This window comes from Psychrobacillus sp. NPDC093180 (assembly GCF_044754065.1).
Taxonomy (GTDB): Bacteria; Bacillota; Bacilli; order Bacillales_A; family Planococcaceae; genus Psychrobacillus.
Genome location: NZ_JBIVOJ010000005.1, coordinates 236,609 through 255,208, shown reverse-complemented (window position 1 = coordinate 255,208; position 18,600 = coordinate 236,609). Strand labels below are relative to the sequence as shown.

The 18,600-nt window shown below is 34.2% G+C and carries 28 protein-coding genes; 3 read left to right on the top strand and 25 right to left on the bottom strand.

Features of this window, described 5'->3' with window-relative positions; genetic code table 11:
* Positions 1–163 precede the first annotated feature (163 nt).
* The 9 genes from ACIP9W_RS09885 to ACIP9W_RS09845 form a co-directional block, all read right to left on the bottom strand.
* Positions 164–406 carry a hypothetical protein gene (locus ACIP9W_RS09885; protein ID WP_400788667.1) on the bottom strand — a complete coding sequence of 81 codons (243 nt, stop codon included), beginning with the start codon at positions 404–406 and terminating at the stop codon, positions 164–166.
* Positions 407–614: 208 nt separating this feature from the next.
* Entirely contained in the window at positions 615–1,208 is a 594-nt protein-coding gene (locus tag ACIP9W_RS09880) for a hypothetical protein (protein ID WP_400788665.1), read from the bottom strand.
* Between the two features lie 31 nt (positions 1,209–1,239).
* Entirely contained in the window at positions 1,240–1,653 is a 414-nt protein-coding gene (locus ACIP9W_RS09875) for a hypothetical protein (protein WP_400788663.1), read from the bottom strand.
* Between the two features lie 112 nt (positions 1,654–1,765).
* Positions 1,766–1,999 (bottom strand): hypothetical protein, encoded by a 234-nt coding sequence (locus tag ACIP9W_RS09870; RefSeq protein WP_400788661.1) that lies wholly within the window; start codon positions 1,997–1,999, stop codon positions 1,766–1,768.
* A gap of 131 nt (positions 2,000–2,130) precedes the next feature.
* Positions 2,131–2,436 (bottom strand): hypothetical protein, encoded by a 306-nt coding sequence (locus ACIP9W_RS09865; RefSeq protein ID WP_400788659.1) that lies wholly within the window; start codon positions 2,434–2,436, stop codon positions 2,131–2,133.
* Between the two features lie 77 nt (positions 2,437–2,513).
* Positions 2,514–3,071, bottom strand: coding sequence for a DUF5412 family protein (locus ACIP9W_RS09860; RefSeq protein ID WP_400788657.1), 558 nt, complete (start codon positions 3,069–3,071; stop codon positions 2,514–2,516).
* A gap of 154 nt (positions 3,072–3,225) precedes the next feature.
* Positions 3,226–3,657: a cytidine deaminase gene (locus ACIP9W_RS09855; RefSeq protein WP_400788654.1), complete on the bottom strand. Its 432-nt coding sequence runs from the start codon at positions 3,655–3,657 to the stop codon at positions 3,226–3,228.
* Between the two features lie 73 nt (positions 3,658–3,730).
* Positions 3,731–4,219 (bottom strand): DMP19 family protein, encoded by a 489-nt coding sequence (locus tag ACIP9W_RS09850; protein WP_400788652.1) that lies wholly within the window; start codon positions 4,217–4,219, stop codon positions 3,731–3,733.
* Positions 4,220–4,305: 86 nt separating this feature from the next.
* Positions 4,306–4,734, bottom strand: a complete 429-nt coding sequence (locus ACIP9W_RS09845) for a hypothetical protein (protein WP_400788650.1) — start codon at positions 4,732–4,734, stop codon at positions 4,306–4,308.
* Between the two features lie 201 nt (positions 4,735–4,935).
* Here ACIP9W_RS09845 and ACIP9W_RS09840 point away from each other — a divergent pair, with 201 nt between their 5' ends.
* Both ACIP9W_RS09840 and ACIP9W_RS09835 read left to right on the top strand, forming a co-directional pair.
* Positions 4,936–5,544, top strand: a complete 609-nt coding sequence (locus tag ACIP9W_RS09840; protein WP_400788647.1) for an SMI1/KNR4 family protein — start codon at positions 4,936–4,938, stop codon at positions 5,542–5,544.
* Between the two features lie 298 nt (positions 5,545–5,842).
* A complete protein-coding gene (locus ACIP9W_RS09835; RefSeq protein WP_400788645.1) occupies positions 5,843–6,052 on the top strand; it encodes a hypothetical protein in 210 nt (69 codons plus the stop codon).
* A gap of 156 nt (positions 6,053–6,208) precedes the next feature.
* On the opposite strand, the gene ACIP9W_RS09830 is transcribed toward ACIP9W_RS09835, so the two are convergent.
* The 9 genes from ACIP9W_RS09830 to ACIP9W_RS09790 all read right to left on the bottom strand — a co-directional run bounded on the left by ACIP9W_RS09830 (position 6,209) and on the right by ACIP9W_RS09790 (position 14,362).
* The gene (locus tag ACIP9W_RS09830) at positions 6,209–6,754 is read right to left on the bottom strand and encodes a GNAT family N-acetyltransferase (RefSeq protein ID WP_400788642.1); all 546 of its coding nucleotides are present in this window, start codon (positions 6,752–6,754) and stop codon (positions 6,209–6,211) included.
* 198 nt (positions 6,755–6,952) lie between these two features.
* Positions 6,953–7,288: a hypothetical protein gene (locus ACIP9W_RS09825; protein WP_400788639.1), complete on the bottom strand. Its 336-nt coding sequence runs from the start codon at positions 7,286–7,288 to the stop codon at positions 6,953–6,955.
* A 605-nt stretch (positions 7,289–7,893) separates the two neighbouring features.
* Entirely contained in the window at positions 7,894–8,082 is a 189-nt protein-coding gene (locus ACIP9W_RS09820) for a hypothetical protein (RefSeq protein ID WP_400788637.1), read from the bottom strand.
* A gap of 287 nt (positions 8,083–8,369) precedes the next feature.
* Entirely contained in the window at positions 8,370–9,353 is a 984-nt protein-coding gene (locus ACIP9W_RS09815; RefSeq protein WP_400788634.1) for a phosphotransferase enzyme family protein, read from the bottom strand.
* A 253-nt stretch (positions 9,354–9,606) separates the two neighbouring features.
* Complete coding sequence (locus ACIP9W_RS09810) at positions 9,607–10,812, bottom strand: MFS transporter (RefSeq protein WP_400788631.1); 1,206 nt, start codon at positions 10,810–10,812, stop codon at positions 9,607–9,609.
* Positions 10,813–11,118: 306 nt separating this feature from the next.
* On the bottom strand, positions 11,119–12,534 hold the full coding sequence (locus tag ACIP9W_RS09805) for a YfcC family protein (protein WP_400788628.1): 1,416 nt from the start codon (positions 12,532–12,534) through the stop codon (positions 11,119–11,121).
* A 328-nt stretch (positions 12,535–12,862) separates the two neighbouring features.
* Positions 12,863–13,360, bottom strand: a complete 498-nt coding sequence (locus ACIP9W_RS09800; protein WP_400788626.1) for a hypothetical protein — start codon at positions 13,358–13,360, stop codon at positions 12,863–12,865.
* Between the two features lie 57 nt (positions 13,361–13,417).
* Positions 13,418–13,912 (bottom strand): hypothetical protein, encoded by a 495-nt coding sequence (locus ACIP9W_RS09795; RefSeq protein WP_400788623.1) that lies wholly within the window; start codon positions 13,910–13,912, stop codon positions 13,418–13,420.
* A gap of 36 nt (positions 13,913–13,948) precedes the next feature.
* Complete coding sequence (locus ACIP9W_RS09790; RefSeq protein WP_400788621.1) at positions 13,949–14,362, bottom strand: DUF6892 domain-containing protein; 414 nt, start codon at positions 14,360–14,362, stop codon at positions 13,949–13,951.
* Positions 14,363–14,526: 164 nt separating this feature from the next.
* On the opposite strand from ACIP9W_RS09790, the gene ACIP9W_RS09785 reads away from it, so the two are divergent.
* Positions 14,527–14,667: a hypothetical protein gene (locus tag ACIP9W_RS09785; RefSeq protein ID WP_400788619.1), complete on the top strand. Its 141-nt coding sequence runs from the start codon at positions 14,527–14,529 to the stop codon at positions 14,665–14,667.
* 104 nt (positions 14,668–14,771) lie between these two features.
* On the opposite strand, the gene ACIP9W_RS09780 is transcribed toward ACIP9W_RS09785, so the two are convergent.
* From ACIP9W_RS09780 to ACIP9W_RS09750, 7 genes are all read right to left on the bottom strand, one after another.
* A complete protein-coding gene (locus ACIP9W_RS09780; protein ID WP_400788616.1) occupies positions 14,772–15,077 on the bottom strand; it encodes a hypothetical protein in 306 nt (101 codons plus the stop codon).
* Positions 15,078–15,079: 2 nt separating this feature from the next.
* On the bottom strand, positions 15,080–15,553 hold the full coding sequence (locus tag ACIP9W_RS09775) for an NUDIX hydrolase (RefSeq protein WP_400788614.1): 474 nt from the start codon (positions 15,551–15,553) through the stop codon (positions 15,080–15,082).
* A gap of 182 nt (positions 15,554–15,735) precedes the next feature.
* On the bottom strand, positions 15,736–16,302 hold the full coding sequence (gene lepB, locus ACIP9W_RS09770; protein WP_400788612.1) for a signal peptidase I: 567 nt from the start codon (positions 16,300–16,302) through the stop codon (positions 15,736–15,738).
* A 72-nt stretch (positions 16,303–16,374) separates the two neighbouring features.
* A complete protein-coding gene (locus ACIP9W_RS09765; protein ID WP_400788610.1) occupies positions 16,375–16,674 on the bottom strand; it encodes a hypothetical protein in 300 nt (99 codons plus the stop codon).
* A gap of 334 nt (positions 16,675–17,008) precedes the next feature.
* The gene (locus ACIP9W_RS09760; RefSeq protein WP_400788608.1) at positions 17,009–17,587 is read right to left on the bottom strand and encodes a hypothetical protein; all 579 of its coding nucleotides are present in this window, start codon (positions 17,585–17,587) and stop codon (positions 17,009–17,011) included.
* 111 nt (positions 17,588–17,698) lie between these two features.
* Positions 17,699–18,028: a low molecular weight protein tyrosine phosphatase family protein gene (locus ACIP9W_RS09755; protein WP_400788775.1), complete on the bottom strand. Its 330-nt coding sequence runs from the start codon at positions 18,026–18,028 to the stop codon at positions 17,699–17,701.
* A gap of 67 nt (positions 18,029–18,095) precedes the next feature.
* Positions 18,096–18,533: a VOC family protein gene (locus tag ACIP9W_RS09750; protein WP_400788606.1), complete on the bottom strand. Its 438-nt coding sequence runs from the start codon at positions 18,531–18,533 to the stop codon at positions 18,096–18,098.
* Between the last annotated feature and the right edge of the window lie 67 nt (positions 18,534–18,600).

Below are 18,600 nucleotides of genomic sequence, written 5' to 3'. Positions count from 1 at the left end.
ACTGCTAAAAAACAGATTTTGTAAATAAATCTCCAAGGGTCACTTTTATTTTTTTCTTTCTTTGATCCATAAATATTTCCTCCAAACCTCTGCGTTAGTACAACAAGAAAAAAGGCTTTAATTCATCATGAATCAAAGCACTTGTTAGTTGAATAAAGATAAATTAATAGACTGTTTTTCGCTTTTTTAGGGAAAACAGTAACAATGCTATGACGAAACAAATTATAGAGAGAAGTCCAACAAACTGTATAGGTGGTTCACCTGAAAAAAAATAGAAAGAAATCGGTAATGTAACAATACCTAAACTTAAAAAACTCTTCCAACTACGAACAATCAACGTATAAAACAAAATGATGATTGAAAACAAAAATGACAAAGCAAATATAACAGTAATTAAAATCCCCATATATTCGCCTCCTTTTAATAATTTTGCCCTACATTATTATTAACTATCTCTTCCTGACATCTAATTATACCTGCTTATTAAATTAACTAACCTGCGTCGTCAATTTAATTAAGAAAAAGGCTTTACTCCTTCCTGAAGTAAAGCAATCGTAAGCTTAATAGATTCAATTAAAAAGTGTTAATCCGTCTTGCAGTGACTTCAAAACTAGTTAATTTATATAGATGAACGTTTCCATTTCCTTAACCTTTTTCCCGTTTAATTGGTGCGTGACCCCGAATGTTTCGCCCTTTCCATCATGATTTATTACAATGTCGAGATCGTGAACTAGTTCGGTGAAATAACTAAAAGATTTTTCTAATTCGTTATAGGTTTCTGCCGTTTCAATCCCTTGCTCTTCTGCTCCCGAAATAGAAAAAACAAGATTAGCCATATAAAGTTGAAGCACCTGTAAATTCTGAAAGTCTTTTTGAAGATCCTCACCTTGAATCCGAAAATATTTCATTTCATTTCTGATGCGTTCTGCCTTCGGATAATATTCTTTCACGTCGGTTGTTTTGGCAATGTCTTCAGCGTGATAGGCAATCCAAGCTTCCAACGTTGGTTCTATTCCATAACTATTGAAGCCCTCAGGCGTTGAAACGTCCTTCCAGTTCTTCGGTTCGTTGACTTCGGCTTCTTTTTTTACTTGTTCAACTTTCGTTTCATCTGTTTTAGGTTGTTCAACTTTCGTCTCTTCCTTCGTACACTCTGTTAATAATCCACTTACCAATAATCCTGTAAATGCTAATTTTATTAGCTTCATTTTTCTGCCCTCCTGTTAGTTTTATGAAATACTATATATTTGTTTTACTAAACATTTTATTTTTATTTCTACCATTCAATCGTTTTAACACAAGGTAGACTACCGTAATGTAAAGTGGAATTGACATGAGATAAATCGTCACATTAAAGATAGTCAAATCCCTGATCATATTGTACTCTCCCCATTCTAAAAGAATACGATTTATCAGTCCAATTGAGTTAAATATAAACGCAAATAGAATCATCACAATTGGACGTTTTTCAAATAGACCAAATAATATATAACCAATATAAAAATAGACAACTAGCATTGCTATAGATAAGGGAATATATTGAGTTAATCCTATTGGAAAGAATAGCCCTCCAAATAAAACCATCCAACCAAAAGTAAATGTAAATACCTTTTTTCTATTTCTAGTTATCCATTCAAAATCTGTTTTATTCATTCTCTTCACCCTTATTAAATTATATTTCGTATTTAACCTTTCTCGTTATTCAATATGAAAAAATGCTTTACCCTTTCTTGAAGTAAAGCACCTGTTAGTTGAAGAAGAATACTTATTTTAGAAGTTTTTTTAATTCCTCTATTACTACTAATGTTTTTCGATAGTAGTCTATTTCTTTCTCGGTAAACCTGATAAGTTCTAACTGATTTATTATTTCATCCTGAAAATCACTTAAATGTTCTGGGAAGTAAGCTGTTTCCATTCTACTTTGAAATTCAACAAGACCATATTCTTTTTTTATAAAACTCTCACATAAGACGAGTAATCTATTATTATTGTCATTCATTGTCTACCTCACTTAATTAAATTCTTATGTCGTACCTTAAGCTAACCCGCTTCTTTAATTCAGTAAAAAAAATGCTTTACCCCATCTTGAAACTTAACTAAAGCACCCCTGAGCTGAATAAAAATAAGGTTTTAGTCTCCAGCAATATGCACCCTATCTATATCTGAACTAGACACATTTTTTATAAATTCTTCAAATTCGTTAAGTTTATCTAACGAAACAAATACTTTATAGTTATTAAGATCTGTTATTAGGTTGGAAAGTCTCTCTCCTGAAAAATTCTCATTGGTAAGATAAAAATCGCTTAATCTTCTAAGTTCCAAATAACTACGCCACAGATTCTTAGAATTAAATATTTCATTATGGAGACTTTCGCTCAATTCGTAAAATCCCATCTCACTACCTTCTTTATTATATAAGACAACATCAAATCCCAAATGTAGCACCCTCCTTATAACTTTGTCCTATTGATTTCTTATTGAATTAAACTGCTTCTTTAGTTCAATAAGAGATATTAGTTTTGGTAGCAAGTCTCGTATTCGTCTTTCATTACCAAACTTTTACAAGCCAAACCATTTTCGTGATAAATCTCTTTACCGATTTCTAATTTGATACTTCTATTTGAATTTGGATAATCAGGTTCGTCGTTTAAAATGTTTAACGTATTTTCATCGATCCATTGCATAGAAAAATCGCTTTTTGCATCACTATAATAAACAGTTTGAACCTTATTTTTCTCCTTATTGTTTGTAATTTCAACCCATACGTTAACACCGCCTGCTGCACCACCATATGGTTCATAATAAGCATTAGCTGTATATACTTCATTGGGGGAATTTATAGGTCCAGGACCCTTTTGTATAAATTCCCTGTCAATTTCACTAAATGTAAAATAGTACATTTCATATATATAGATCGAAGATACCAGAACAACTCCAGACAACGATGCAATCAGCAACTTTTTAGGAAAAGGTTTCTTTTTAATAAATGAATTTATGATCTTTGCACATAAAATCAAAAATAATATAACGGTAATGAAAGATATCAATAAACCAAATAAATTTAAAATCATAACTCCCCCCATTCTCGTGTACAATCACAATCATCTCAAATACTGATATTTTGACAGTAGTCTTCTTCAGGTGAATTGCTGCGTTAGTCAAAAATCAATAAGGACTATCTACTAACATCCCTGTTCTGTTATAGCACCCGTTATTTGAATAAGGTCATTCCCTATCATTTGTATATTTTTCTGGTAGTAGTTGCATTACATTGCACTTTACTAACTCACCTTTATAAGAAATGATTACATCAGTATCTTTTCCATAATCACTTATTAACTCACGACACATACCACATGGTGCAACAACCCAACATTTTTCAATATCCTCATGTGGATGAGGATGGGCTACTGCAACAATCGTTTCAAATTCATGGTCTCCCTCCGATATAGACTTACCGAGAGCCATCGCTTCGCCACATACTGTAATTCTTCCTACATTTGCTTCAACGTGGACTGCTGAGTAAATATTTCCCGTTTTAGTCCTTACTGCTGAACCAATATGATGTCGTCCGTATCTATAATTTTTTTCAATAACTTTTTCCGCTTCCTTAATCAATTCATAATCGATATTTTCTAATGGTCTTACTTCTAACATAATAATCTCCCTCTCACTATTTCCCCTCTTTTTTCTTGACTAACCTGTCCTATTAGTCGGCCAAGCACACCAATTATCCCACTATCTCAATTATCTCCGTATACATTTCAGTGGCATATTCACCTAATCGCTCACTTAATTCCTCGCCAAGACTTCTATACTCACCATCTGCTTTTTCCATAAAAATGTAAAATTCCTCTTCCAAACTTTCATAATAAGGTTCTTCACTTCTACTATTTTCTACCGCTAAAAATAATCTCCATAATTCCTCCAAATACTTCTTTTCTATTTCTGCGTATTTATGAGCGCCAACTTTTTCTAGCATTTTCGTCAAATTATTTAAGTACGTTTGAATACCCATCTCCTTCATATGCTCTGAAAACCAATTGAATAAGCTTTCATGCCCACCACTTTCAAGCTCACAATAATAATTAAACAATAGGATGAAATCGTTCGTTTTCACGTCATCTGTCGGAAAAACATATTCTCCATAAGCTGATAAAACAGCATTCCAAATGTCTACGTTGGTTTGCAATTCATTGCGATTTACTTTCATTTTCATTATTATTTAGTCCCCCTGATTCTTTATTGAGAAAGCTTTTCATAGTGTATTTCGCTCCTTCTTGAAGTAGAGCCCCGTTAAGGAAACTAAGTTCTCCGTTTTTTCCAATGCTGCAAAAAAGCAATGCTCACTACGAAAAGAACTAGAACGGGAAGAGCTTTTGTAAGGAAATTCCTCCAATGAAAAGGTGCTTCGTGGACGTAGACTGCTTTTACCCATTGGTTTTCTGCAACTTCAACAGCAATTGACGTTTCAGTTGATACTCCATTTACTTCGAAGTATTTCGTTCCTTTTGGATAGGTATTAGAGGCGTCCCCATAATAGCTTCCAGTCACATCATTCGGTCTTGTTTTTACTTCACCCAATTGCTGACCAATTTCATTCTCTGCTATCTTTTCCTTAGTGACCTCATAAACATTTCCATTCCAAACTACAAAAGAATATGCCCAGGTTAGTGCATGTACGGATGTTGTCGTAAATATTAATAGAAAAAACAAAAGGATTACTCTTTTCATTAAGACCCCCACCCACTTTTCTCATTAACTAATTTGACATCCTTTCAAACACTTTCAGAATCTTATTGATTTCTTTAGTTGCATAATATTTCGAATACTTATGTTAATATTAGCATTAATAGTTTAATTGGATATACACAAATTGACGGCAAAATTATTATTACTATGCAGCCTAGTTAAATAGAAAGGAGAAGGATGAAAATGAATTATTTTGAGGGGTTTAGTTTCGAGAATTTTTGGTATGAGAGGGAATACGCAAGAAATGAGTATACTTCTAATCCTCCGACAGCAGAGCTTATCCATCGGATTGAAACCGAATTAGGCTATAAATTGCCGGCGTCCTATATCTGGTTAATGAAACAACGGAATGGCGGTATTCCTACGAAAGACTGTCATTCCACCAGCACTGCAACAAGCTGGGCAGAGGACCACATCTCTATATCCGGCATTTATGGTATAGGATATGAAAAAAGTTGCTCACTAGGTGGAGAGTTTGGTAGCAAGTTTTGGATTGATGAATGGGAGTATCCAGACATAGGAATTGCTATCTGCGATTGCCCTTCTGCTGGTCATGATATGATCTTTCTTGATTATCGAAATTGTGGGCCAACAGGAGAACCAAGCGTAGTACATGTAGATCAAGAAAACGATTATAAAATTACATTTGTCGCTAAAGATTTTGAAAGTTTTATTAAGGGATTAACAAATGGAGAAGTATACGAATCAGATGATATGGATCAGTCGAACCAATACGAAGTGGAAAGTGTATGGATACATCCTGATCTGGACAAAAGATTAAAAGGCGAATAATACTGTCGTCGTATGTAATTGTGCCTCGCAAATAAAGAATCTCCCTTTACTTCTTGTTTCTAGCAAATACATTTTTGACTTCTATTCTATTATTTTCTTACCTATTGATACTGGAAACATTTTGTAGCAGCCAATTTTATAACACATATCAGAAATACTGCGTTTAGAGACAATTAGTAGAGGGAAGTTATTAGTAAAGAGAAAAAAAAATATCTCCTAAGCTATTGGTAACATAATATGATGTCTTTGCTTAGTTCTCCTTGTGTATTCTATTATATTGAATATGAGGTGATGATAAATGGAAAAAGAGAAGATTAACAGTGAAAAGATTTTAGAGTTATTGCGCCAGATGGATACCACTCTTGGTAAAATGGATAGCAAACTCGATGAAGATCTGGAAGGAATGGACAAGGGGTTTGACCGTATAGACAAAAAGCTGAACGATTTGACTGAAAGAGTTAGCGAAATGGCAAAACTCCCTTCCGATAAACCAAATAATCTAATATAGTTGTATGTAACTTGCCCAATCAACATCTTATCTTCCTAGAACATTGAACTAAGTGAAACCATAAACTTCAACAAAATTACGCCTTTAGTTAAAACATAACAAAGGCTGTTCCTCCCTATTTTGTTAGCACTCGTTTGTATAATTTTAATTCAGCCATTATTTTTTCGTTAGCGTGTAATGATAGTGCAATTGTTCATCAATCTCAACATTTCCGTTTAGAAGAAAACCACATTTTTCTATTACTTTATTGGATGCTATATTCCTTGGAAGAACCACAGCATTTAATTGTTCCACATCCGTGTTTTCGAAGAGGTAATTTACTAATCCTTTTACCGCTTGTGTCGTGTATCCCTTATTTCTATAATGCTTAGAAATAGAGTAAGCAATTTCTCGATTTGATCCACTTAGCTCCTCTTTAATACCCGTATTACAGAAACCGATAAATTCATTGTTCTCTTTTAAAACAATTCCCAACTTCAGCCATCCTTCACCTATGTTTGGAACATTTGCTAAAAACTTTTTATTGTCCGGTATCTCATAATTCTTAACCCAGTCAAACCTTTGTTCTCTAGTCGAACGCCAATCTGGCAAAAACTCATAAACTTCAGGTTGTGAAGTCAGTTCATATATAGCATCTACATCTTCTATTCTAAATTCTCTTAAGATTATTTCACCGCAGTCTATTTTAAATAATTCGTTCATATTCATTTCCCCTTATAACTGTTTATAATAACCTATTGCTCAATAAAAACATTCTTATTCAATTTTTTTATCGCTTCTAGATGACGCCTTTCAAAATAGGCTACTTCGTTTGAACATCCTTATATATGCTTTGAAATGTCTAATAACTTTACCTACAATATTAAATTCGTACTGACTTAAAATTTATCTTCTATTAAACTATTTCCCACAAAAATCCTCAATATTTGAGTGAATATAATATCCAGATGCCAGGGCTTTCCCACCGCTAAAAAAATTGAATGATTCTGTCGCGCCATCACTATCTTCAAATGTAGCTGTATGTTCGATTGAGAACTCCATTTCCTCTGTACCTTCTCTTCGAGATTGATTGATTTCCTTGAGTACTTTATGAATGGTTTTCTGATCAACAAACTCCTTCGTTTCACCACTCTTACATTCGATTGTGAGTTTCACCATTTCTCCCTCTATTAAGGGATCGCTGTAATGGTTACAAGCGCCTAAGAATAGAAAACAATAGAGTAACCATCTTTTCATAATTCGCCTCCTATGGTTCGTTGATTCGTAATTTTCTATCTCATTGAACTCAACACAACCTTAGTGAATATGATCAAACCTCCTTAATCGATTCTATTCTTATCGTCCACATTATTTCTTTTCGGTTGAACAATCCAAATAACGAATAGAAAAAACAGTCCAAAGCAAACTCTATATAAAGTATTTATGATACTACTACCTTCGTCGAATAATCTTGGTGATAAAATAAAACTTAAACAAAATCCAATAATGAAAATAATGAAATTGCGAACTATTATTTCTCTCCCCTTCCTCTTTAAAAGTATCTTCTTTCACTAAACAGCACTGTTAATCAACAATTCTGTATATTCGTTGAACAATTCGAAGTCTCCACAACCCAAAATAAGTTCACAACTCACAGGGTGAAGCATAGTTCAGCAGAATTGGCCTGGACCTTTATTTTATTCATTTGTATTTTTAATCTTCCTTTTTGTTAGTTCGTCTTGAATTTTATTAGATTGCGAACCTATCGCAATACTTATAAACATCAAGTAAATAACCCATGTATGCCAGCCGTCGTCCAAAGTGAAAAAAGTTACAACAGCAGTTAATAATGATATTCCAATTTAATAAGGACCATTTTGATGGTTATAGCGCTCAACATCTCGTAAAGCATCTGCTTCAGCTGCATTTTGGTTTAAAGTCTTTTCCTGTTCTTTTAAAGAATATTTTCGTCCAGTGAAAAAATCCACGAGATAAGTACCTATAATTAACGCTGCAATGGAACCCCAAAAAACCCACATAATCCAATGCACGAGTTTACCTCCCTTTTTTGAGAACAATAATACTTAGAATACGTTTATCAACCGTAAGAAGTTTCGATAATTAGTTTTTTAAAAAATGGCCTACTCTTTTTATATACCATTTGAACAACCAATTACTGTTGATCTTAATGCACTTATATTAAAAATACATAAGAGTATAATTGAAATTTCCAACAAGCCAAGAGTCCAGTTATTAAAAAAAGGCGATAATCCTGCTTGGATTATCACCTCTAACCAATTGTATACCCATAGGCTTGTGTTTGTTTCTAACTATTCTTTTACCATTGCTTTTGAAAACCCTGTCTTAATTCGCTTGCAATCCGAACTAACTTTCCCTTTAGCTCTTCAAACCATGGTGGAGTAATAGTCATTTCTCCATAATCCAAAGAGCTTAGCAATTTGGCATACTTATATAAGTTCGCATATCTTTTAAAATATGGAAACTGAGCCACTGCGCCATCTTCTAACACATTTATAGACCGATACCCGTTCAAAAAAGACTGAATTAGTAATTTGGAATGTGGATTGTTATCATCCATAAAATCATCAAGGGCTGTTACAATATCAAGCGTATACCAGTGATATATCGCATCATCAAAATCGATTATATGGAAACTGTGACTCTTATCTTCAAAAAAGATATTATCTAATTGGAAATCATAATGTATCAACCCGTACACATCATTTCCAGTAGGTATCGATTGAAGCCAAGCAGTCACTTTTTGTAGCTCTTGAAGAGCTGCTTGTTCCTTTGGATGCTTTTGAAATACACTTTCCATGAACTGTACTGTATCCAACCAACTCTTTCTTCTTTCAAATGCAGGCTCGAAAGTCTTTGACAAACAATGAAGGGAGGCTAGTGATTTTCCCCATTCCTCCATCTGTTTTTGGGTAATTGTATCAGCATCCAAATTGATTCCTTTTGCTGCACTAAAGACAGTGGCAATATATGTCCCTTCTGGAGTCTTAAGTGTTTCAATTAGATTTCCACTTATTGAGTAGATCGGTGAAACAGTTGGAAATTCATTCAATAGTAGATATTGCATGAATTCTAGTTCAGCTTTTATTTGTTCAACAGAGTTATCCTGATCGGAACAAAATCTTAAAAAGTATGGAACTTGATTATTTTTAAAAGCATACACGAAATTTGAACTTGCACGCCAAATTTCCAACGTCCCTTCGTCATACTCCCAGAATAGAATGAGACTCTTTGCGACAGTCTCGGAAGTTAATCCTCTGACCATGTTTCCTAAATTCATCATCTTGTATTTTTCCTCCCATTACCTTTGAGAGGATTTAACCTTAGTTAAGAGCGAATTCCTCTCATCGGTATGCTATTTTGAAAATCTATCTTTTTCAATATGTCACCCCTTCCTTAATTTTCGGCTATAAAAAATCCATAGCCTGACATACTGTATTTCTCCATAAAAAGACTAATCCCTTCTTTTTGGGCCAGGATCATACTTAAAAAAGAGAGAAGCAAAAATACCTCTCTCTTTCATAAATATATTCTTATTACTCAATTATTCTCTTAAATAAACGCTGATTCTTTAAAGCAATAACACTAACTATTGCAAGTAAAATTCCGGAAAGAATAAAAACACTCCGCACACCGAAAAGGTCAGAAAGTATCCCCATGGTGAGTGAGGCAATTCCAAACATACCTGTTCCTATAGTGCCAAGAGAAGTATAAACAGTCGCTAGTTGTTCCTTGGGTACGCTTGTTTGAACCAATGTTTGTTGTGGTATATTTTTCAATTGTCCAAAAAGCCCAATTAAAGCAGAAAGGATCACTGCAATTATAGGGAAACTTGTCAATCCAAATATAACCGTAAAAATGCATGTCATAGATGCTCCTATCAGGATAAAAACATGTCGACTATTATCTACAACTAAGGAAAACTTAATGCACAATAAACTTCCTACTACTAAGCCTACAAAAAAAGATGCATTAATAAAACCCCACCAATACTCTTTTGCCATCAATGCCTGCTCCACATAGACTAATATTATGGCTGCTATCCAAACGGATCCGGCAATCGTTTCAACAATTTCCATACGGACCACTGTTTTCAATAACGGTGTCCGTTTAATCGTTTTCCAACCTTTTGTTAATTGAAACCATTTGTTTTCACTTGTTTCTTCTTTATGTTCTACGTTTTTTAACAAACTCAAGACAATACTAGAAAAAACAAATAGTATAGTAACCAGCCAAAGAAGCTGGTTTGGATTGAACACGACTAGCAGCATACTTCCAAAAAACCAGGTCCCTATTTGGATCGACTGAGTAACTGTTTCTGCTACTCCGTTTGCTTTAACTAAGCTGTCCTCAGTCACATAATACGGTATTAAAGTCTGTCTTATTGGATTTGCACAACCATCAAGAAGAGCGATCAAGCTAATTACAACAAATAGGAAGACAAGTTTATTTGCATCCAACCCGGTCATCAATAAAATACATAAGCCAAATAAAAAGACAGTTTTTCCGACTTGTGAACCAACCAATAAATGTTTCAAATTAAACTTACCTATTAGCAGTGGTGTAAGAACACTTGAAATAAACATGGAAAAAGTAATCGTAAACGGAACGAAAGCCGATGCAGTAGCTGATTCAGTTAAACTGTAAATCATGCTGATAACACCGACGATATATATAACATCACCTATATTTGCTAGTGATTGACCTACAAGTAAATAAAGAAAATTACGATTTGATTTCAATTTAATCCCCCATTTTTCGAAATTATCTTTGAAAAAAGGGAAGGTTAAATTGGACTATTATGCATAATACCAAGCTCCTTTATGTACGCAGTACGATAGGAATTGCTGGGGGATAACAAGACCTATCATATTTACGTTTGGTTATATATCTATCATATAAAAAAGCAATGCAAAAAAATACTTGAAGAATAAAAAACCCCCTCCTCCACGGAAAAGGGGTTAATTTGATAACTTATGCTTTGACATAAAAGTATTAGATGGAAAAGAAATAGATAGAAGCTTTTTTCCTATTCAAATCTAATGCTCTTAGCCTGTATATTGAATCATTTGAGCGATCACTAACGTGACAACGCCAATTCCTGAAAACACAAGGAATAGTGGCATATAGAAACGAATCCATTTCTGCCAGGAAACGCCGGCGATAACGAGTGCAGCCATAAAGTAACCAGATGTCGGGAATAGAATATGGGCAAAGCCGTCTCCGAGCTGGAATGCAAGCACTGCTGTCTGTCTAGTCACGCCAATAATGTCTGCAAGTGGCCCCATAATCGGCATCGTTACTAAGGCCTGTCCACTTCCGGAAGGGATGATAAAGTTAATAGTCAGCTGTACTAAATACATTCCTACTGCACCGAGTACAGATGGCATTTCACCAACCAGGGATCCCAGGTTGTAAACGATCGTATCCATAATTTGACCGTCTTCAAGCACTACAGCGACAGAACGGGCAAGCCCAATAATAATGGCTCCCATAAGCACATCACGGAATCCTTCCGTAAAGGCATTAGAAATCTGAGTTGCGTTAAGTCCTGCAATAAGGCCGACTACAATTCCCATAAAGATAAACAGACCTGCCATCTCTACCATGAACCAGCCGAGCTTAAGTACACCAAACACTAACATCCCAAGGAAAAGGAGAGCAACAACCGAAGCATATTTTTGTCTTGTGTTCATACTTTTCGCTTCAATTTTTTCTTTCTGCTTGTAAAGTTTTCTTTTTTCTTGATCATCCTCATACACATAGCTGTTTAAAGGATTCTTCTGTACCTTTTTTGCATAGCGCATGATGAAATAGATGCCGACTGATATACAGACAACAAAGAGAATGAGTCGCATTTCTATTCCTGAAAAAACCGGAATTCCTACAATTTTTTGCGATAACCCAACGTTGATCGGGTTTAAAATCCCAGTAGTAAAGCCGACTACCGTGCCTACTAGAGCAATCGCAGCAGCCACAATGGAATCGTATCCTAACGCAATGATTAATGGCATAATAACAGGTATGTATACTAACGAAAGTTCAGGTGTTCCGATTAAAGTTGCTCCAATCGCAAATACAATAGTTAAAATCGGAATAAGTAAAATACTCTTTTTGGCAAAACGGTTGGCTAGCCTGTCCACAACTACTTCAATAATTCCAGTTGTCTTCAGTACCATAAACATACCACCGATAATAAACGTGAAAAATACAATTTCCCCCGCATCAATCAGTCCCCGCGGAATAACAGTAAGGAAATCAGCTATACCAATTGGTGCAGATTCCACATAAGAAAATGAGTTCGGATCAATCGCTGTTCTTCCTTCAGGACCTGGCACACGCTCAAACTCTCCTGCTGGAATAAAGTAAGTCGAAATGGCTGCAAGCGCACTGAAAATAAATAGAATGACATAAATATGCGGAAGCTGAAATTTCTTCTTTTTGATATTTGTTTCCTTTTCCATTAGTAACCTCCAATAAGTTAATTTTTACAGACATTTGACTAGATTGTTTGCTAATCAAAACAGCAGCCTGCATTAAATGCTTATTATACTAGGTTATCACGCTTGTGTCGCTAGACCATTTAGCCAATAAAAAGTAGCCATATTGTTAATGACAAACAATAGAAAATTCTGATTTGTTAACCCTGCACAACCCTATGTGCACTATTGTCTTTTAATTAAGTTAATTCTCTTTTGTAAAATAATTTAGAATAAAAAAAAGCCGACCCCTTCGGATTTTATTGATCTGAAAGAACCTGTGTCTTAAACTATATAGTTATTTTAGTATCCTTCACTTAATTTCCTCTGGGCCAAATTTCGACCAACCATTATAACCAGTTAATTCATATTGTAAATACCCTTGCGGATTTACTTCATAAATGTTTAAAACAGCGACAGCTTTTATGGGTTGTTTTGTATAAAAATATAGTAGACTATCTTCTTTTGTTTCGCCATTCTCATTGTTGTAGTGCAAGTAAACACTGATGTCACTTGTTTTTAAATCTTTGGTGCTACCAGTATATCTTCCTGTAGATCCAGGTTCTAGACTTTTTATGGTTTCTAACTCAGTAAAGTCAGAACGATTCCCACTATATGAAAATTTAAGATCAGGAAGGATTTTATTGCTTAAATTATTTACTTCTATTGTAATTCCTTTATCGTATTTTTTATACTCATCTGGTGTTTCATCTAAAAAGAATAATAAATAGATAGGTAATATCGTGAATATAATTGCAAGTATTAATCCAAAACAAATAAAAGGAATAAGAGAAATATTTGTTTTCTTCATTAATTAACAACTACTCTCTTTATGTATTTTCCGCACTCCTTAGTACCTTTTAACCAATTACTCTCTTGTGGAAGACAAATCAAATTCATATTTTCCAAAAACATCTTCATATCCTCTTACCCGAAATAAAAGTCTCCCCGTGTTATCAATTCCTGTTATTTCTAAAATAACTACAACTTTACTTGGTTTATTAGATGCTAAATAAGCTAGACTCTCAACATCCGCTTTGGTTTTGTTGATGGGATAATGTAAGTATAAACTTTTATCATTACCCGTGTCTTTTATTTGGTGAGTATAAAGACTGGTGGATTCTCCAGGCCCTATTACATCAATCGTCCCTACATCCTGATGTACCTGATTGCGATCAAACGCAATATAGAAGCTTAAATCCGTTATTGCTTGTTCACTTGAATTATAAACTTCAATTGTTACTCCGTCATCGTATTTTAAAAACTCATCTTGCTTAGCCCATCTCAATAAAATGTAGAATCCCAACAAAATCAGAAAAAAGGAAGCAAGGCCGATTAATGAGTACTTCAGTGTTTTATTCACATTTTTTCTCTCCCTGCTAAAATAGCTCAACCCTCATTAATACATAATTTCAATCCCAGCTTCTTTAAATGGCTCTAACACTTCTGGAGAACACATGGAAATATAATCCACAGTTTTTAAATTTTTTAGATGTTGAAATCCTTCAACGGATGTTACATCAAATAAACTATCCTCACCATCCCAATCTGGTTTTAGGATATGATAAATTTCATTCCCCCCATCGAAGCAGAGGTACTCAATTTTGTCCAAGTCACTTGTTTCCAAAGTTAACTCCTCTAGATATTCCCTGATTTCCACAATGGCTCCTTGTCCAGAATACCATTCAAAGCTGTTTGTATACTTATTTTGTAAGTCTGTTAATTCTCCTAAAAATAGTGGCTCTTTATCTAATAAAGCCTCAATTACTACTAATTTAAAATTAAAATCCTTAAACAACCCGCTTTTATCCATTATCCATCCTCCATTTTTCCTTTATAGTGACAGGTACCAGGTTCTAACACAATTCTAAATTGTTTCAGAACTTGGTACCTTTAAATACAGAAAAATCAGTTTTATTGAAACTAATTTTAGATTACTTCGTATTAAGGTAAAAAGCCTAAAAAGGAGCAATTATTATGAAAAGCATTGAAAAGGAATATCCGATATTGAAAGAAGACCGTAGAAGAAAAGAAAGTAAAAACAGGAATATAAAATCACTTATTATTTTAAGTATCGGACTTATAGGAATAACCGTTAAGATTATGTTTTTTAGCTGAAGAAGAAAACGAATTACCTAAACAGACATAAGAACTTGAACTAAAGCACCTTTTACTTCAAGTTCTATCCCTCAGTTTTCATACTTTCTTTATATACGGCCAATTTATCTGGCTTGTGTCATAAACCAGTTGTATGCATCCTGATCTAATTTATCTAAAGGGTAACTATTAATCTCTTCCAATTTGCAATATGGTTTACCATAGGTACCGTAACCACAGATGCAATTGTTCAAAACCGAAACATTTGTTAGTAAATAGACGATCCCTTCTTCATTATATAAAGCATAGGTTACCAATTCCGTTTTATGCTGCTTAAAGAGCATTATTTCCTGTAGTGGTATTTCATATTTCTCATACTTTAAAATTTGATATGGATTGTTAGGGTTTTCTTCTTTTATGAAATATTTCATACTTACCTCCCTGCTATTGTTGAAGTCTCCATGAGTTTTACTATCCCATCTATGTACTCAAATAGGTAATCGCCTTCTTTGGCTAATAGAACAGGTAAATACTGAGTTACCATTTCAGCAATCCCAAGATTATTCGGGTGCATGATCCAATCAATTTCTTTCCAATCGAGAATTCCTTCTCTCGTTTTTTGTATAGGTTCATTTCCTAATGTTTCATTTACTTCGAATAAGTACACATGTAACCCATCTTTCTCCTCATCACTTTTACTCCAAGTGATTACACCTTTTGAAAAATATTCGTTTACTTTAATGCCTGTTTCTTCGAATACTTCCCGTTTCGCACCCTCATCAGCACTTTCTCCAGCTTCATATTTGCCCCCAACGCCGTTCCACACGCCCATTATTGGAGGCTTTTCACGATTCAACATTAAGATACGCTCATTACTCTTTATAAAACAAACATTGTATTTAAACACGAAATCACCTCCACAGTATAATTATTAGACCTAACTTTAGTATATACATAGTGTATAAATGAGATTGCTTTATCCGTTTAAAGTTAATTCCATAAAGAAGCCAATTGATTATTTCTACCAACTGACAATACTAGAATTTTTATATTTTCCATCCAAGATCATCGGTTTACGGATTCTCTTTTTCATTTTATTAACTTTACATTATCTAAAGGAAAATAAACCATTTTTGCAGTTCCTAATACTTTTTCCATCGAGACAAAACCAACTCGAGGGTCTCTGCTATCTGTACTATAACGTCGATTATCTCCTAGTACAAAAAAGTGTCCATCCGGCACCGTTACTTCACCTAGATTTTCTTCTAAAGTAAAGTCTTCCGTAAGGGTACCACTGTCTATCAAAGCGTTTTTATATTCTTCTAAATAAGGTTCCTCATACTTCTTACCATTAATAAAAAGCTCATCGTTTTCGTAAGCGATGCGGTCACCAGGAATACCAATAATACGTTTAATATAATTTGTATCTTCCTTTGCTTCAAATACAACCACATCGAATCGCTTATACTCCGTCAATCTTGGCCCAATTTTGTTCACTACTACCTTGTCACCATCTTCAAACGTCGGCATCATAGAAGCACCATCAACCACAATAGGAGTTAATATAAAAAATCGAACTCCCCAGACAAATAAGATAGCAATCCCTATTGCTTTCACCCATTCCAATAATTCACTTTTTTCTTTCGTTTTCGCCATGTCCAATGCCCCTTTTTCTATTAAAATAATTCTTTTACACAACTACTTCGACATAATGGTCATTTTACTTAATTAAAATATGAAACTAAGAACTGGTGGTAATAATAAGAGGAAAATCGAACTGAAAATCAGTATTTGAGAAAATCTTTTCGGTAGTTTTTCTCTGCCTTTCCCTTTATACCATCCGCTAAATTGCCATTTATTTCTGTACAGTACAAACATAAGAAAATAAACAGCAGTGAAACCTATCCAACCAAATTTTTCTGTATTAACGCCTATTTCTAAATATATATTTGACAAAAGACCACCTAATATTGTACCAACAATAGCAAATAGGAAGATAATTCGTATTAACTCTAATAAGACTCTCATACTTCCTCCAAACTGTTATCACTTTCAAAACCGTTCCGCTGAACGTTCGTTTTAACAAGCTTTTTTATTTCTTCTTTTTTATAAGTGCCCAAGCAAATAAAACCCAAAGTATGATAGCACAAAAAGTTAAAAATAACTTTAAAATAACAAGCCCAAATAAAATCATCAAAAATACAATTAAACTAAATAAAATTGCTAGAAATAAAGACGCTTTTTTCTTACCTTGTTTAGCTAAGAAAAATTGTATGACACAAACAACAATTCCTATAACAACCAATAGATTAGCTATTATATTCACCTCTTTCGAAACAGATTTTTTTCCTTCTCTTACTAATCATTCATCATCGATTTTATGCCACTTTAAATCCTCGGGAATATGTACCTGACTGACGTTTTTGGAAAGACCATAATAATAAAGAGCTTTCCCTTCGTCATTGAATGCAGTTGCATTTAAAAATTCCACTTGTTCGCTAAATGAAAATAAGAACGAGATACGCTCTCCTTTTTGAATTGCTTTTCTTTCTATATCAGGTTCTACACCCGCCTCTATATATGCAACTTCCTTATCATTAGAGATGACACTTAACAATGTGGCTGCTTCATCTTCTCCTGTGAAGCTAAAACCACTTACAGTTTGAATCCCATCTGCACTGATTGGTACGTTGGTAGATACCCGACTTCTATGTAATAATCCATGTTTCTCAGATAAGACTGTTTGAAATATCTCTTCATTATCATTCTTAAATAAAAATAAAGTAGATTTACCTGTATCATATGCTTCCACTAACTCCGCATCTTTTGACAGGAATGAATTCCCTTTTGCAGCACTTAATGCAGTAAACCTATATCCACTAAAGATAAAAAGCACAATGATTATAACAAGTAACGGTAAAACCTTTATCCATTTTTTCATAGTATATAATCCCCTTTTTTCTCTCTTTTCTTATCCAACTAACCTGATGCTTTAGCTGAATAAAAACAGTTACAAAACCACCCTCACTCCTAAATTCAATATTCATGAATGCTACTCCGGAACAATAATATATTCTCCCACTCTAGCTTTCAAAATTTCAATTAACTCTTCGTCCATATATTCATAATCGTCTGGAATGTCTAAGTTCCAAACTTTCTTATTACTAAGCATAGGACCGAACCTGTCTTTTAATCGTCTTAAATGCTTTTTTTCCATCACAAATATAACGTCAGCCCATCCAATGTGTCCGTTCGTAACCTTAATCCGAGCTGCAGCCTCTGTTCCTCCTGATCTCACATCATAGCCATTAAATTGATGAAATACCTTCTCTGCTGTTGGACTTCGCCATTTGTTTTTACTACATATAAACAGAATTTTAATATTGATCACCTCAAACAAAAAATTAGAAAGTAACAAAGAGTCCTACTATCATTTTAATTGACATTACTTATTTTATTTCCTCAGCCAACTCCAAAATAATTCCCTCCGGGCCCCGAACGTAGCATAATTTATAACTTTCCTCATATCGCTGTATACCACTAAAGATTTCCGTACCCTTCTTTTCCAATTTATCGACAACAGCTTCCATATCTTCCACAGTAAATGCAATATGTCGGATACCCAGCGTATTTGTAAAGGTTTGCTGAATACCTTTTTCATCTGACGGTGTATAAAATTTGATTAGTTCTATCCAGGTCTGACCGTCTGGCATTCCCAATCCAACACACGCTACTTTAGCGTCGGTAAGCCCAACAGCATATCCCATCAAGTCTCCTTCCATTTCCCATTCTCCCTTCACCTCAAGTCCAAAATCGAGAAAAAACTCTTTAGCGGCAGAGAGATCATTGACGATAATACCCACATGATCTATTCTTTGGATTTTCAAATTTCATACCTCCTATATTCCTGTTTATAATTATTCAGCTTGCCCCATTTCTTTCATACGTTTGAAA

What these genes read in the sequence shown, in the direction of transcription:
- ACIP9W_RS09885 (WP_400788667.1), bottom strand. Translation starts at nt 406, where the DNA reads ATGGGGATTTTAATTACTGTTATATTTGCTTTGTCATTTTTGTTTTCA.
- ACIP9W_RS09880 (WP_400788665.1), bottom strand. Translation starts at nt 1,208, where the DNA reads ATGAAGCTAATAAAATTAGCATTTACAGGATTATTGGTAAGTGGATTA.
- ACIP9W_RS09875 (WP_400788663.1), bottom strand. Translation starts at nt 1,653, where the DNA reads ATGAATAAAACAGATTTTGAATGGATAACTAGAAATAGAAAAAAGGTA.
- ACIP9W_RS09870 (WP_400788661.1), bottom strand. Translation starts at nt 1,999, where the DNA reads ATGAATGACAATAATAATAGATTACTCGTCTTATGTGAGAGTTTTATA.
- ACIP9W_RS09860 (WP_400788657.1), bottom strand. Translation starts at nt 3,071, where the DNA reads ATGATTTTAAATTTATTTGGTTTATTGATATCTTTCATTACCGTTATA.
- ACIP9W_RS09855 (WP_400788654.1), bottom strand. Translation starts at nt 3,657, where the DNA reads ATGTTAGAAGTAAGACCATTAGAAAATATCGATTATGAATTGATTAAG.
- ACIP9W_RS09850 (WP_400788652.1), bottom strand. Translation starts at nt 4,219, where the DNA reads ATGAAAATGAAAGTAAATCGCAATGAATTGCAAACCAACGTAGACATT.
- ACIP9W_RS09845 (WP_400788650.1), bottom strand. Translation starts at nt 4,734, where the DNA reads ATGAAAAGAGTAATCCTTTTGTTTTTTCTATTAATATTTACGACAACA.
- ACIP9W_RS09840 (WP_400788647.1), top strand. Translation starts at nt 4,936, where the DNA reads ATGAATTATTTTGAGGGGTTTAGTTTCGAGAATTTTTGGTATGAGAGG.
- ACIP9W_RS09835 (WP_400788645.1), top strand. Translation starts at nt 5,843, where the DNA reads ATGGAAAAAGAGAAGATTAACAGTGAAAAGATTTTAGAGTTATTGCGC.
- ACIP9W_RS09830 (WP_400788642.1), bottom strand. Translation starts at nt 6,754, where the DNA reads ATGAACGAATTATTTAAAATAGACTGCGGTGAAATAATCTTAAGAGAA.
- ACIP9W_RS09825 (WP_400788639.1), bottom strand. Translation starts at nt 7,288, where the DNA reads ATGAAAAGATGGTTACTCTATTGTTTTCTATTCTTAGGCGCTTGTAAC.
- ACIP9W_RS09815 (WP_400788634.1), bottom strand. Translation starts at nt 9,353, where the DNA reads ATGATGAATTTAGGAAACATGGTCAGAGGATTAACTTCCGAGACTGTC.
- ACIP9W_RS09805 (WP_400788628.1), bottom strand. Translation starts at nt 12,534, where the DNA reads ATGGAAAAGGAAACAAATATCAAAAAGAAGAAATTTCAGCTTCCGCAT.
- ACIP9W_RS09800 (WP_400788626.1), bottom strand. Translation starts at nt 13,360, where the DNA reads ATGAAGAAAACAAATATTTCTCTTATTCCTTTTATTTGTTTTGGATTA.
- ACIP9W_RS09790 (WP_400788621.1), bottom strand. Translation starts at nt 14,362, where the DNA reads ATGGATAAAAGCGGGTTGTTTAAGGATTTTAATTTTAAATTAGTAGTA.
- ACIP9W_RS09785 (WP_400788619.1), top strand. Translation starts at nt 14,527, where the DNA reads ATGAAAAGCATTGAAAAGGAATATCCGATATTGAAAGAAGACCGTAGA.
- ACIP9W_RS09780 (WP_400788616.1), bottom strand. Translation starts at nt 15,077, where the DNA reads ATGAAATATTTCATAAAAGAAGAAAACCCTAACAATCCATATCAAATT.
- lepB (WP_400788612.1), bottom strand. Translation starts at nt 16,302, where the DNA reads ATGGCGAAAACGAAAGAAAAAAGTGAATTATTGGAATGGGTGAAAGCA.
- ACIP9W_RS09765 (WP_400788610.1), bottom strand. Translation starts at nt 16,674, where the DNA reads ATGAGAGTCTTATTAGAGTTAATACGAATTATCTTCCTATTTGCTATT.
- ACIP9W_RS09760 (WP_400788608.1), bottom strand. Translation starts at nt 17,587, where the DNA reads ATGAAAAAATGGATAAAGGTTTTACCGTTACTTGTTATAATCATTGTG.